The sequence below is a fragment of the Nonomuraea sp. LPB2021202275-12-8 genome (assembly GCF_037044575.1).
GTDB lineage: Bacteria > Actinomycetota > Actinomycetes > Streptosporangiales > Streptosporangiaceae > Nonomuraea.
In genome coordinates this window covers 92,466-106,305 of record NZ_JBAHWD010000021.1, presented here as the reverse complement: position 1 = coordinate 106,305, position 13,840 = coordinate 92,466, and the positions used below count along the sequence as shown (strand labels likewise).

The 13,840-nt window shown below is 72.2% G+C and carries 8 protein-coding genes; 3 read left to right on the top strand and 5 right to left on the bottom strand.

The genetic code is table 11. The features are described from left to right. Positions 1–19: 19 nt before the first annotated feature. The gene (locus V5E28_RS31540) at positions 20–1,342 is read right to left on the bottom strand and encodes a trypsin-like serine peptidase (RefSeq protein WP_336212331.1); all 1,323 of its coding nucleotides are present in this window, start codon (positions 1,340–1,342) and stop codon (positions 20–22) included. A 166-nt stretch (positions 1,343–1,508) separates the two neighbouring features. Here V5E28_RS31540 and V5E28_RS31535 point away from each other — a divergent pair, with 166 nt between their 5' ends. Beyond that, positions 1,509–2,003: a GNAT family N-acetyltransferase gene (locus V5E28_RS31535; protein WP_336212329.1), complete on the top strand. Its 495-nt coding sequence runs from the start codon at positions 1,509–1,511 to the stop codon at positions 2,001–2,003. Positions 2,004–2,075: 72 nt separating this feature from the next. Beyond that, entirely contained in the window at positions 2,076–2,870 is a 795-nt protein-coding gene (locus tag V5E28_RS31530) for an SDR family NAD(P)-dependent oxidoreductase (protein ID WP_336212327.1), read from the top strand. Between the two features lie 282 nt (positions 2,871–3,152). On the opposite strand, the gene V5E28_RS31525 is transcribed toward V5E28_RS31530, so the two are convergent. From V5E28_RS31525 to V5E28_RS31510, 4 genes are all read right to left on the bottom strand, one after another. Then, positions 3,153–7,145, bottom strand: a complete 3,993-nt coding sequence (locus V5E28_RS31525) for a S8 family peptidase (RefSeq protein ID WP_336212326.1) — start codon at positions 7,143–7,145, stop codon at positions 3,153–3,155. A gap of 75 nt (positions 7,146–7,220) precedes the next feature. Next, positions 7,221–7,349, bottom strand: a complete 129-nt coding sequence (locus tag V5E28_RS31520; RefSeq protein ID WP_336212323.1) for a hypothetical protein — start codon at positions 7,347–7,349, stop codon at positions 7,221–7,223. Positions 7,350–7,412: 63 nt separating this feature from the next. Next, complete coding sequence (locus V5E28_RS31515; protein ID WP_336212321.1) at positions 7,413–10,325, bottom strand: helix-turn-helix transcriptional regulator; 2,913 nt, start codon at positions 10,323–10,325, stop codon at positions 7,413–7,415. A gap of 151 nt (positions 10,326–10,476) precedes the next feature. Further along, on the bottom strand, positions 10,477–12,153 hold the full coding sequence (locus V5E28_RS31510) for a hypothetical protein (protein ID WP_336212319.1): 1,677 nt from the start codon (positions 12,151–12,153) through the stop codon (positions 10,477–10,479). A 131-nt stretch (positions 12,154–12,284) separates the two neighbouring features. On the opposite strand from V5E28_RS31510, the gene V5E28_RS31505 reads away from it, so the two are divergent. After that, entirely contained in the window at positions 12,285–13,760 is a 1,476-nt protein-coding gene (locus tag V5E28_RS31505; RefSeq protein WP_336212317.1) for an alkaline phosphatase PhoX, read from the top strand. Positions 13,761–13,840: the final 80 nt, after the last annotated feature.

Sequence of the window (13,840 nt, the reverse complement as noted above, 5' to 3'; positions counted from 1 at the left end):
CCATGGCGTGGAGCAGACCTCACCTGCCGGGAGCCGTCGAGAAGGCGTGGGTGTTGTCGCGCGGATCCGGGTCCAGGAAGGTGGCCGCCACCGACACGGTGAACCTGGCCCGCGCGGCGGCGCCCCGGATCGGGATGCTCACCCGCTCCGGGCGGCCCGGCGCGACGACGGCGATCGTGCACGTCACCTTCCGCCTCACGACCGCGCACGGCGTCCCGGGCGCCGGGCGGACCCCACGAGGCAGGCCGAACGTGACGGGCACCCGCGCGGCCGCCATCAGCCCGCGCATCCGCACGGTGGCGGTGAGGCGCCTGGCCGAGCCGGCCCCCTTGACCGAGAGCGAGTCGTACACCCCGCCGGGGTCCGCCTGCCGCACCAGCGCCCCGTAACTGCCGGGGCCCAGCGGGTTGGCCACCGTGTAGCCGTCGGGCGACGCGTTTTCCGCCCCGGACGACAGCACCCCGACCAGCATGCCGCTGCTCCTGTCCAGCCACGGCCCGCCGCTGTTGCCGCCGAACAGGTGACAGTTGACGGTGTGCAGCCGCCCGGCCGTCTGCCCGGCCGGCTGGGCGTAACCGGGCGCGACGGTCGTGCGGCCGAGGCACCAGAGCTGGCGCGTCCCGTCGTACGGGAGGTCGCTGGGATAGCCCAGGCTGGTGATCGTGTAGTCGCCGCCCTGGTTGCGCATCGGAGTGAAGGCGCCGACGGTGTCCTGCAACGTGGCGCCGCCGCTCCTGCCGACTTCGACCAGCGCGAGATCGTACACGGAGTCCCAGTTCCACGGCTGTGCGCCGGTGAAGGGCTGGGGCTTCCAGGCACGCCGCGCCCCCCACACGCCGTACGGCGCGGTCTCGTTCGCGCTCTGGCCGTGGCCGTCGTACGCGGGCACGAAGGCGATGTTCGACGACCAGGTGCCCTGGCCGGTCTGCCGGGAGACGCCGTAGACGCAGTGCGCGGCCGTCGCCACCAGCAGCCCGCCGGCCGAGCGCACCACCGACCCGCTGCACGACCTGCGCCCGCCGTCGGCGTCGACGAAGAACAACCGGCCGGTGATCCGGCTGGCCGCCGCCGCGCTGTACGGCCTGGGCATCCGGCCGTAGCCGTTGGCGTCGCCGTCCGGCGTGAGCCGGCTGCCCTCCGGCACGGTCAGCCGCCGCTCGGCCCCGCCCGAGGTGTGCTCGGGCGCGTCCGCCTCGGACTGCTTGCTCTTCGTCCAGTAGTCCACCGTCCGCTTCGGGTCCATCACCGGAGATGCGTCCGGCGGCGGCGGCACGCTCCGGGCCGCCGCCGGGCCGGGCACTGTCAGGGTGACGCTCGCGACGGCGAGCGCCAGTAGGGTCATTCGGCGTGACATCGATCCCCCGAGGCGTCAGCTGATCCACTCTGGTCAGCACACTAAGTCACTGGACAGGCACGATCCGTCAGCCGCTCCCGCCGGCTGACGCGGCGCCGCCAGCCGGGGACCGGACCGCTGTAGGCTCGCGGCCTCGCGAACGTACGGAGGTGGCATGGCCGGCACACCTGAGCGGATCCGTCTCGTCCCCCTGGCGGTGAGCGACGCCGAAGAGATGGTGGAGGTGCTGAGCGGGGCGGACCTCTACACGTTCATCGGTGGCTCGGCGCCCTCGCTGGAGGAACTGCGCGTCCGCTACACCAGGCAGGCCGCGGGCTCCCCGGACAGCGGCCAGGAATGGCACAACTGGATCATCCGCACGGCCGGCGGCGAGGCGGTCGGCTACGTGCAGGCGACGATCACGGACGGCGGCCGGCGGGCGGAGATCGCCTGGGTGGTGGGCTCGCGCCAGCAGGGCCAGGGGTACGCCTCCGAAGCCGCCCAGGCTCTGGTCACCTGGCTGGACGGGCGCGGCGTCGCCACGATCGAGGCGCACATCCACCCCCGCCACGCGGCCTCGGCCGCCGTCGCCCGCAGGGTCGGGCTCCTGCCCACCGAGCGGTTCGACGACGGCGAGCGGCTCTGGCGGCGGCCGGGCGACACACCGTGACCGTGCCGCACTCCCCCGGGCGGCATCGCGGACAATGACCGCACAGCAAGATCCAGTGGAGGAGTCGCAGGCGTGCACATCGATCTCACCGGAAAGACCGCGCTGGTCACGGGCTCGACCCAGGGCATCGGAGCCGCCATCGCCACCGGCCTTGCCCGGTCCGGGGCACGGGTGGCCGTCAACGGGCGCGGTGAGGCCTCCGTCGGCGCGGCCATCGAGCGGATCCTGGGCCAGGCACCGGACGCCGACCTGGTCGCGGCGCCCGGCGACCTCGCCACCGACGAGGGCACCGCCCAGGTGCTGCGGGAGCTTCCGCAGGTCGACATCCTGGTCAACAACCTCGGCATCTTCGGCGCGACCCCGGCCCTGGAGATCACCGACGCCGAGTGGCGGCGCTACTTCGAGGTCAACGTCCTGACCGCCATCCGGCTGACCCGCGCCTACCTGCCCGGCATGCGCGACCGGTCCTGGGGCCGCGTCCAGTACATCGCCAGCGACTCCGCCATCGTCATCCCGGCCGAGATGATCCACTACGGCATGTCGAAGACCGCGTTGCTGGCCGTCTCCCGGGGCTTCGCCAAGGAGGCGGCGGGCAGCGGGGTCACGGTCAACTCGGTGATCGCCGGGCCCACCCACACGGGCGGCGTGGAGGACTTCGTCTACCAGCTCGTCGACCGCGACCTGCCGTGGGAGGAGGCGCAGCGGGCGTTCATGCGCGAGCACCGCCCCCAGTCGCTGCTCCAGCGGCTGATCGAGCCGGAGGAGATCGCGAACCTGGTGGTCTACCTGAGCTCTCCCCTCGCCTCCGCCACGACGGGCGCGGCGGTCCGGGTCGACGGCGGCTACGTGGACTCGATCGTCCCCTGAAAGCCGGCCTGGCGTCATCCAGGCCGGGCAGCAGGCAGTCCCAGACGACGCCGGGCAGCGCGTGTGTCTGCACGGCGGCGGCGGTCACGACGACCACCGGAATTCCCTGCGCAAGGTTCCCGGCTCGCATACTGGGCGAAAACCGGCCACCCACGCTCTGATCTGCTGCCGCCACGCCGCCCCGCGCGGTCCCGCCCTTGACGCTGAGGGGCCGCGGACACGGAACTGCCGGGCGGCGGGGAGATCCCCGCCGCCCGGCAGACTCTTCGATCAGCGGACGGTTCAGCGCAGGTTGAACAGGCGGGTGCTGGTCTGCTTGAGGCGGTTGCCCTCGGCGTCCCAGGCTTCGACCTTCAGGCTGACCGCGCCCTTGGTGTCGCGCAGGGACGGGTAGCGGGTGGTGGCGGTGTAGGTGCCGTCACGGTCGCGCTTGACCGAGACGGGCGTCCACCTGGCGCCGTCGTCGGTGCTCATCCACAGCTTGAGCCCGGCGATCTTCGGCATCTTCGCCGGGGACGGCGAGTGGTAGGCCTCGACGGTGAACCTGTGGGATCGACCGGCGCGGACGGTGTTGTCCATCGACAGGGAGTCGTCCAGGTCGTATCCGGCGAAGACGACCGGGGTCGGCCGGCATGGCAGGTAGGTCTCCGTGTAGTGCCAGATCCCGCAGGCGGCTCCCGGCAGGGCGGTTTTCTCGGCCGGCGGAGCCTGGAACGTCCACTCGGCGTCGTGCGCGGCGTTCTTCGCGGTCAGCCGGTAGGTGCCGGAGCCCTTGGGCAGCGGGAACATGGGGAGCTTGTCCAGATAGGGCCGCTTGAGGTTGGGGATCTCCGTTCCGTCCCGATAGAGATGGACGTCGAAGTCCGGGGTCGCGGGAAGGTCCAACGACCAGAACGCGGTGCTGATCGGCTGCTTGTCGGGCGTGCCGGCCATGCCGACCTCCGCCCACAGGGTGTCACCGTGCACGCAGACGACGCACAGCATGTCGAGGCCCAGCGTGGTGGCCGGCGCCGCGTCCTTGTCGGCCGTCGCATAGACCTTGTCCGACGCGGTGAAGGCACCCGGCGTCAGGCCGGCGGTGAACCACTGCTGCCGGGTACGGCCGGGACGGTCGAACTTCTCGAGGCGGAAGCGGGTCTCGCCGGACGCCGTCCCGTCGACGCTGGTGGAGCTCATGCCGTGCGAGTGGATGACCTGAGGATCGATCGGCCCGACGTAATCGGTCCTGGTGCTCGGAGCGGTGAAGGCCACCCGCGACCACATCGAGGTGGCCGTCACCGTGGTCACCACGTCGTCCTGCTTGTAGATCATGCGCCAGTTGTTGTGGCCGGTCGGCTTACTGGCATGGATGTCCATGTCGATCTGGGCGAGCTGCTTGTCGGTGAAGGTGTAGTGCAGCGACTTCGGCACGCTGCCCTCGGCGTACGGCTTGAGGAAGTAGGAGTAGGGCGTCTGCGGCGTGCCGGTCACCCGGACGCTGACCGGTTCGCTCGCGAGCCGGGCACGCAGCTTCAGTCCCTCCTTGTTCGACAGGGAGACGTTGGAGATGTCGACGCGCTGGGGATCGCCGGTGTTGATCGCCTGGTAGATGTTCATCGGCAGGCCGCAGGCGCCGCCCTTCGACGGGAACATGACGAATCCGGCCGCACCTGCCTCGCGGATCGAGGTGACCTTCGTGATCATGATGTGGCACGCCAGCTCGCCTTCGGGCGTCAACCCCGTCTCAACGAGGGCGAGCTTGCCGCGCAGGTCCTTCCCGGCGATGTCCTCGGGCCGGCCCTCGCCGATGTCGACGAGCGGCAGGTTCTGCGTCCCGGTGAACGGCTTCCAGCCGGGCAGTTCGTTCTGGCGCTCGCCGTCCGAGAAGCCCTGGTGCTGGGGGGCGACCGGATTCAGGGTGATCGGCTTGTGCTTGCCCGCGCTCATGGTGACCTGGGCCTGCCCCAGGGTCCATTGGCCGGAGAAGCGGAACTTGCCCTTGGTGACGGGCTTGGTGGGGGTGACCCAGAACTTCTCCCACGTGCTGAATTGCGAGTCCGGTTCCATCCTGGTGGCGTACGTCAGGCCGTTGGCGATGGTCCGCTGGGTGGCGGCGACCCAGAAGGTGTTCAGCGGCTCGGCGGGCTTCGGGGTGCTGAAGCGCATCTGGGAGGCCTGCCGGGCGTCGAGCGTGATCTCGGTGTCACCGGTGACGGTGACCTCCGGGGCGATCAGCGACACCGTGTTGTAGCGGTCGTCGGAGTCCACCGCGCCCGCCATGAGCATCACATGGTGCGTGCCGACCGGGACCCGGGTGACCGTGGTCCCCTCCGTCGACAGCACGGTGCCGTCGATGTATCCCTTCTCGCCGTCGATGTCGAGAGTCTGCTGATACCACGGCGACAACGGCTTGCCGTCCCAGCCGATGGTGTGGACGGTCAACTGAACCGTCGGAGCCTCCCGCACCAGGCCGACCGGGGTGGTCAGCCGGACGTCGCCGGCCACGGCCGTCACCACGCCGGTGTAGCTCCCGAGAGCGAGACCGGCCGTCTCGAGGGTGACGGTCGTCGTGGCGGTACCGCCCGCGGGGACGGTGAGCGTGGGGTCCGTGGCCAGCTTGCCGCCGGCCTCGGAGCCTCTGGTGGTGCGCAGGGCGGCGGTGAGGGTGAGGGTGACCGGCTGGTCGGTGAGGTTGCTGTAGGAGAGCTCCCGCCGCAGGGGCTCGCCCTCCTCGGTCACCGAGCCGAAGTCGACGCCACCGGTGGTGGCGAAGACCCGCTGGGTGTACGCCTTGGCGAGGTCGGTCCGCCCGGCGCCCTGCTCGTACACGGTGAATCCGTCGTCCTTGGCGGTGGACATCAGCGCGGCCTTGAGCAGCGGCCCCTTCCAGTCGGGGTGCAGCTGGGCCATGATCGCCACAGCGCCCGCGACGTGCGGGGTGGCCATCGAGGTGCCGGAAGCCGCGGTGTAGTGGTCGTCGACGGGGGAGCCCATCGCGGTGCCCGCCGCACGGGCGGCGGCGATGTCCACGCCGGGCGCGGCGATGTCGGGCTTGAGCCCCGAGTCGCCGAACCGCGGACCGCGGCTGGAGAAGTCGGCCAGCCCGTCCTGCTTGTCGACCGCGGCGACGGTGAGCGCGGCGTCGGCCGTCCCGGGGTTGGCCACGGTCCCGGCAGCGCCACCGGCGTTGCCCGCGGCGATGACGAACAGGACCCCGGTGGAGGCGCTCAGGCTGTTGACCGACTGGCTGAGCGGATCGGTGCCGTCGGTGGGCCCGTCGCCCAGGCTCATGCTGACGACCTTGGCGCCGCTGGCGGCGGCCCACTCCATGCCTTCGATGACCCCGGAGTCAGTGCCAGAACCGTTGTCGTTCAGCACCTTGCCGATGACCAGCTGAGCGCCCGGAGCCACGCCCTTGCGCGTGCCGCCGGAGGCCGCTCCGGAGCCGGCGATGGTGGAGGCCACGTGGGTGCCATGGCCGTGGCCGTCCGTGACCGCCTCGTCGGGGACGAAGGACTTGGAGTCGGCGATCTTCCCGGCGAGGTCGGGGTGGGTGGCGTCGACGCCGGTGTCCAGCACCGCGACCGTCACCCCGGTGCCGTCGTGGCCCCCGGCCCAGGCCGCGGGCGCGCCGATCATCGCCACGCTCTCGTCCAGGACGGCCTTGACCTTGCCGTCCAGCCACAGCTTGGCGATCCCGCCGCTCAGCGTGTCGGACGCCTTCAGTCCGGGCGAGGGTACGGTTCGCACGGCGTTCCAGAACGCCCCCGCCTCCGCCTTGGTGACGCTCACGGCCGAGGCGTGGATGCTGTCCAGGGTCTGGGTGGGGGCGCTGGCCGGGATCGCGTCGGCCGCTCGCTTGAGGGTGTTGACCTCGCGGTCCTTCGGGTACTGGACGATCACCGGGACCTGCTTGGTCCGGTCGTCGGCGTAGCCGTTCTCCGCCAGATACCTGACGTCGAACAGCCGCCGGTCCACCCGCCCCGCCTGGATGGCGGGCATCGCGTCGGCGGGGAGGACGTAGACGCTCGCGGGAGTGGTCTGGGTGACCAGTCGCGGCCGGTGGCCGTCCGGGCGGGTGGCGGGCTCGGTCTTCACGTCGAAGCGGCCGGCGGCGGCCTCGGTGAGCGTGACCTTGTCCCCGGTGACCAGGGTGATGACGTGCGGGCCCGGCCCGACGCCCGTGAGCGTGACGGGGGCCGCCGCCGGCGGCTCGGCGGCCATCGCCGCGGAGGTCGGCGACAGCGTGGTCGCGGCCAGCGCGAGGAGCGAGGACAGCAGGACGGCGCGTTTCACGCGGTCCTCCCCGGGAGTAATCCGTTGGTAGGCATGAAGGGGCTGCCTTTCTGCAAGATCGTGAATGGGGGTGGCTCAGAGGGGGACGAATCCGTCGGGCGGCGGGCCTTCCTGGGTGCTCTGCTCGGCCTCGCCCTCGGACGCCTCCGGTCCCTGATCGGGGACCTCGTCCAGATCGGAATCGGTCGCGGGCTCGTCAGACATGCGGCAAGCATCGTCGCCACGTCACCTGGGGGGTATGGGAGCCATATGGGGAAAATTCCCCAATCAGTCCTCCGGGGGGCGTTCCAGCTGCCGGGCCAGTTCGGTGCGCGAGCGCGCGCCGAACTTCTGCATGGCGGCGCTGAGATGCTTGTCCACCGTCTTGGTCGACAGGAACAACTCCCTGGCGATCTGCTGGTTGGTCAGGCCCGTCGCGGCCAGCCGCGCCACCTCGCGCTGCCGGGCCGTCAGCCCCCGGCCGGCCCCGCCGTCGCCGCCGTCGCCGCCGCCGTCCGCGCCCCGGCGTCGCGCGCTGCCGGCACGCAGCCCGTGCCTGCGCCCCAGCCAGATGGCCCGGTCCAGGTCCCAGCGCGCTCCCAGCCGCTCGTACGCCGCGAGGACGTCCTTGAGCGCCTGCTCCGCCGTGTCGTCACCGGCTTCGAACAGGCACGCCGCCGCCTGCTCGCTCGCCTGGGCGGCCTCGTAGGCGGCGGGTAGCCTCTCGTATCCAGCCGCGGCGCCGGTGAAGTGACCCACGGCCTCCCGCCACCGCCCGGCGCTCGCGGCCAGGTGCCCGCGGGCATGCTCCAGAGCGGGTGCGGCCAGCGGCGCGACCAGCCCGCGCAGCCGCGACTCGTACCGCGCCACGACTCCAGCGGCTTCCTCCTGCCGGCCTGCGGCACGCAGCGCCTCGGTCAGCGCCGGAAGGGCACGCACACCCAGCGGCCACAACCCGTGCTTCTCCCAGGCGGCGACGGCCTCGGCGGTCTCGGCGAGCGCGGCCACCGCGGTGCCGCGCGCGATTCCGAGTCGAAGCAGGGCGGTCACGGCGAAGGGCAGGTCCGCCACGTCCGTCGTCAGGCCGATCCGCATCCCGTCCAGGAACCGGCTCCGCGCCAGGTCGAGCTCGCCCTCCGCCAGCAGCAACCCGGCGGCCACCAACGCCACGGAATCGCGCTCGGGCCGCTCGCTGAGTTCCACGCGGAGTTTCCTGACCTCCTCGGCCAGCCCTTCCCAGGCCCCGCTGAGGTAGGCGACCTGGAGGAGACAGGACTTGCAACGCACGGCGATGGTTCCGGTGGCGTCGATCTCCGCGCTGCGCTCCAGTGCCGTCGCCAGCAGCCGCCGGGCCAGGTGGTGATCACCGGTCAGGACCGCGCCGGCCCCGATCGAGAAGTGCACGTTGACGGTACGGCGGTGCGTGGGCAGCTCGTCGACGTCCTTCTCCATCCGATCGGCCAGCTCGCGCCAGCGCGGATCGCCGATCAGCACCAGGGCCATCACGATCTTGCCAAGGAGGTAGAGGCGCATGGTCGGATCGCCGATCTCGGGCACCGTCTCCAGCGCCCGATCCAGCCACTCGACGCGCTCGTCCGGCCGGGTTCCCGGTGCCGTCGGCAATCCCAGCGCCATCATCGCCCAGGCCGCCAGCTCCGGCCGATCACTCAGGTCGCCGACGGCCGCGGCCATCTCCCGCCGCTCTCGTGCGGGGTCAGACCGGGCGAGGTTCAGGTGCAGGGCCAGCAGAAGCCGCAGCTCTCCGCGGACGGCCCGGGGCAGGTCATCGTTCAGCGCCGTGACGAACAGATCGCAGACGTCGGGAACGTGCAGCACCTCGGTGGCCACCCACCCGAGCCGCACCGTCAGCTCGGCCCGGTCCGGCGCCGGCAGCCGTGCGCGACGCAGCACCTCCTCCATGAGACGTGCGGCCTCGCCGTCGTCGCCGAGCTCCACCGCCTGGTCCGCGGCCCGCTTGGCGGCCGCCACCCATTCGTCGTCCCGGCCCGCCTGCCGCAGATGGTGTGCCACCTGCCCGAGCGGCACGGGCACCAGGCTCTGGACGGCGTCCGCGGCCGCGGAGTGCAGAGCCTGCCTGCGTCCGAGGGGGATGCCCTCGTACACCGCCTGGGATGCCAGCACGTGCCGGAATCCCACGGTCCCCTCCCGCTCGGCGAACAGGCCGGCGTCCAGCACCTCGTCCACCCCGTCGGCCGCGGCCGACGGGGGCAGGCCGGTCACGCCGGTCAGCACCGGGACGGGCGAGGTCAGCTGGAGCACCGCGGCCGCCTCCGCGACTGCCCTGGCAGCCGGAGAGAGCCGCCCCACCCGTTCCTGCACCGAGGAGCGCACGCCGCTCGGCACGTCCAGCTCGTCCAGCTCCTTGCGTGCCCACCCACCGGCCCACGGGATCAATGCCCCGCGTGTCCGCAACAGCGCCAGCAGCTCCTGGATCGCCAGCGGCAGTCCGGAGGCGCGCCCGCACAGGTGTGCCGCGAACTCCTCGGAGACCTGGTCGCTGCCGAGGATCGCGGCCGCGAGCTCGCGGGTCTGGCCCTCGTCCAGCGGCACGAGCACGACGTGCTCGCGGGTGAGCGCGTCGGCGGGACGCGCGGTCAGCGCACGCACCCCGGCGGGCACCTCTTCGCCACGGTAGGTCAGCACGACCGACAGCGTGCGGGGCTGATTGCCCAGCAGGTACGACAGGAACTCGACCGTCTGCTCGTCGGCCCAGTGCAGATCCTCCACGACGAGCACCGCCGTGCCCAGCGCCGCCAGCACCTCGCTCAGGCCGCGAAACAGCCGATGCCGCTCGGCCGCCCGATCGTCGAGCGGATCGGGAGGCTGTGGCAGCACGGGCGCCAGCTCGGGAAAGAGGGCCCGCAGCGCGCCCGCGACCGGCGACAGCACCGCTCCCTCCAGGTCACCGCCCACGGATCGCAGCGCCTCGACGACCGGCCCCAGCGGGAACGGCTCCCTGATCTGGCTGCAGCCGCCGCTCAGGATCCGCCGCCCCGCGACCTCCGGCCGGGCCAGCAACTCGGTCACCAGGCGGGACTTGCCGATGCCCCCTTCGCCCTCGATGACGACCACCGACGGCGGCACGGCCAGGGCGCCGATCATGCGGCCCAGCTCCCCGTCGCGCCCGACCAGAACCGGAGAAACCACCCGGCCCGCGATCCCACGCCCGTCCGTGCTCATCCGCTCCGCATCCAGCCACCATCGTGCTCAGGAGATGTGTTCTGTCTCAAATATCACTATTACCGGACGGGCAACTACTTCCGCCATGTCGGCTCCCCGCCGCGGCTACGACTTGCGGGCCGGCGTCTGGCATTCCCTGCCCCCGGGCCCCCTACGACCCGCCGTGGAAGGCGTGGCCTCCGGTGCTCGTGTGCCCGGCGCCGTTCCTGGCGGTGATCGAGATCCACGGCCGCCCCGGATCGAGGTCGGTTGCCTCGAAGGGGGCCCAGACCGTCTCGAGACCGGCGGGCACCGCACCGGCCACGGCGCCGTGCCGCTCCGGGACGGCGGTCACGGTCGTGGCGCCGCCCCCGCGCTGCTGGTAGGTGAACCGCAGCTCGCCCCCGCCCAGCCGATAGCCCTCGATCGCGATCCCGCCGTCCGCCCGGCGGGCGTCGACGACGATGGGCTGCTGCCAGCCCGCCGCGAGGTCGTCGCCGAGCGAGGGGGTGGTGAGGTCGAGCCGGCAGGTCAGGAACGGATCCCAGCCGTACGAGATGATCTTGGTGGCGTTCCGCCCCACGGCCGCCACCTGCTCGTCCACCCGGCTCTTGGTGGCGCGGCCGCGCAGCGGGAACGGGTTGGCCCTGCCGCACTCGCCCGCCACCTGGGTGGGCTCGAAGACCTCCACGTTCACCCACAGCTCCACCCCGGGCACGACCTCGCGGGCGGCCACCGCCACGTAGTCGCGGGTGGAGCCGTAGTAGGCCGCGCCATTGGTGACCTGGCCGACGACCGGCGCCAGCCGGGGCCCGACGGGGGCGTCGGTCTCGTCCGCTCCGTACACGGGCACCTTGCCCACGCCGCGGCCGTCCTGGATGGCGATGGCCATCGGCGCGCCGGCCCGGGTGGCGGCGATGTCGGCGAACCCCTCCCCCACCTGCTCGGGCGGGAACCCGCGGCCCCGGCGCGCGTCCCAGAACGGGCTGACCATGATCTTCGCGCCGGGCAGCCCGGCGGCGACCACCCCGTGCTGCGCGGCGTACAGCGCGATGATCGGGTCGTCGTCCGCCCGGTCCCGCATGGCGAGCTCGAACGACTGGTACACGCCGCCGAGCGCCGGTGAGGCCCCGTACCGCTGCCTGTAGTCGGCCAGCACCCGCGCGGTGAGCTCGTTCAGCGCCGGCAGGTGCGCCAGATCGGGCAGCCACGGCTTGACGGCGTCCTTGGGCGGCACGGGCAGGCCGGGGAAGACCCGCATCCCGTACGCCGCGGCCTCGCCGAGCAGGTTGCCCACCCCGTCACCGTCGGTCGCGATCAGCAGGAGGTCGTGGCCGCCCGAGGAGCAGGTGCCGCCCAGCATCAGGCGGTAGTAGATGCGCCCGCCGCTCTCGATTCGCCGGTCCAGCCCGGGGCAGCGCAGCACCGCGTCCCCGAACCGCTCGCTGGTCACGTACGTGTAGACCTGGCGGACGGAGGCCGCCTCACGCGCGGTCTGATAGCACGGCTTGCCGTCCTCGACGCAGCCGGCGAAGGCGGCGGCGAGCTCGCCGGTGATCCGGCCCGCGCGGTCCACCTCGGCGGGCAGGATCCGCGCGCCGAACGTGATGAGCGTGTCGCCGCCCACCCCGTGGACCGCCTCCACCAGCCGCTGCGTCACGCACCGGTCCGCGCGCGGGATGACCCAGTAGCCGGTGATCGGGTAGGGGGTCGTGACCCGGGTGTCCCTCGGCGGGCACTCCTCGGCGGGACCCAGGGCTCCGGTGACGGCGGTGACCATGCTGTCCGGAATGAGGGCGCAGACCACCACCGTGACGGCGACCACCATCCGCATGACCCGCTGTAACACCCGTGCCCCTTCGCGTTCGATCACCTTCAGGCTATGCGGTGCGCCGCGATCTATTGGGCCTATTTGGTGGTGCAATGCGCGTTTACGCTGTGGAAACCAAGCAGCATTCATCCCATCCCGAGGGGAACCCCATGAGTGCGCTCGATCGCCGATCCTTCCTGACCGCCGGCGGCGTGCTGGCCAGCGGCGTCGCCATCGAAACCCTGGGCGCCCACGCGGCCTGGGCCGACGCGGGCCGGGTGCCCTCGGGCAGCTCCGGGTACGGCCCGCTCCGCCGCGCCCCGGCCGGGAACACCGGCGAGGAGCTGCTCGCCCTGCCCGCCGGCTTCTCCTACGTCGTGCTGGGCAGGACCGGCACGCCCATGTCCGACGGCGTGCCGACGCCGATCGCGCACGACGGCATGGCCGCCTTCCCCGGCACCCGCCGCGGCACCGTCCGCCTCATCCGCAACCACGAGGTGCGCACGCCTCCGGGGACGGCGGAAGGCCGCGTCCACGTGCCGGGCTCGGAGAGGTACGACGAGCTGGGCGTCGGCGGTACCACCACGCTGGAGGTGGATCTGCGCAGCGGTGAGGTGCTGCGCCACTTCGTCAGCCTCAACGGCACGATCATCAACTGCGCCGGCGGCCGGATGCTGCACGACCGCGGCTGGCTGACCTGCGAGGAGACGACCGCGGGACCGGCGAACGGGTGGCAGCGCAAGCACGGCTACATCTTCGAGGTGCCACTGCGCGGCCCCGAGCCCGGCAGGCCCGCCGCCTCGATGCCGCTCACCGCGATGGGCCGTTTCTCGCACGAGGCGGTCGCCGTCGACCCGCGCACCGGATACGTGTACGAGACGGAGGACGACTCGGGCAAGCCCGACGGGTTCTACCGGTTCCGCCCACGTGACCCGCGCGATCTGGCCGCCGGAGGCGTGCTGGAGATGCTCAAGGTCAGGGGCGTGGACGGCTACGACTGCCGAGAGGGCCAGCGGATGGGGGCCCGGCTGCCGGTCGAGTGGGTGCGGATCGACGCCCCGGACCCGGATCTCGAGGGCGGCGCTCCGACCTGCACCCAGCAGGGGCTGGCCAAGGGCGGCGCGAAGTTCAACCGCCTGGAGGGCTGCTGGTGGGGCGACGGCGCGGTGTTCTTCAACTCCACCAGCGGCGGCGACGTCAAGAGCGGTGACGCTCCGGGCGCCGACGGCTATCTGGAGGGATACGGCCAGGTCTGGCAGTATCTGCCCGGCCGGCGCGGCGGGGGCACGCTGGTGCTGGTGTACGAGTCTCCGGGGCGCAAGGAGCTCGACTCGCCCGACAACCTCACCTTCACCCCGCGCGGCGGCATCGTCCTGTGCGAGGACGACGCCTCCTCGGCCGACGCCGACCCGCACCCGCTCGCCCCCGGCCTGCTCAACGTCAACCGGCTGATCGGGCTGGACCCGCGCGGCGGCCAGCCGTTCGAGTTCGCGGTGAACATCGCCGACGACAGCGAGTTCGCGGGGGCCTGCTTCAGCCCCGACGGCTCCGTCCTGTTCGTCAACCAGCTCGGCAGCACCGCCGCCTTGGATCCGCCGGGGCGCACGTACGCCATCCGGGGGCCGTGGCGGCGCGGTCCGCTATAGACATCGGAGCTACGACCGTCAACTGCGAGATTGTCCCAAATCTGGCACACAGCATGGGCTGAGTGGGTCTTTTCATGGAT

Excerpts from the sequence above, each read along its gene's own strand:
- V5E28_RS31535 (WP_336212329.1), top strand. The coding sequence starts at position 1,509 with ATGGCCGGCACACCTGAGCGGATCCGTCTCGTCCCCCTGGCGGTGAGC.
- V5E28_RS31540 (WP_336212331.1), bottom strand. The coding sequence starts at position 1,342 with ATGACCCTACTGGCGCTCGCCGTCGCGAGCGTCACCCTGACAGTGCCC.
- V5E28_RS31505 (WP_336212317.1), top strand. The coding sequence starts at position 12,285 with ATGAGTGCGCTCGATCGCCGATCCTTCCTGACCGCCGGCGGCGTGCTG.
- V5E28_RS31520 (WP_336212323.1), bottom strand. The coding sequence starts at position 7,349 with ATGTCTGACGAGCCCGCGACCGATTCCGATCTGGACGAGGTCCCCGAT.
- V5E28_RS31515 (WP_336212321.1), bottom strand. The coding sequence starts at position 10,325 with ATGAGCACGGACGGGCGTGGGATCGCGGGCCGGGTGGTTTCTCCGGTT.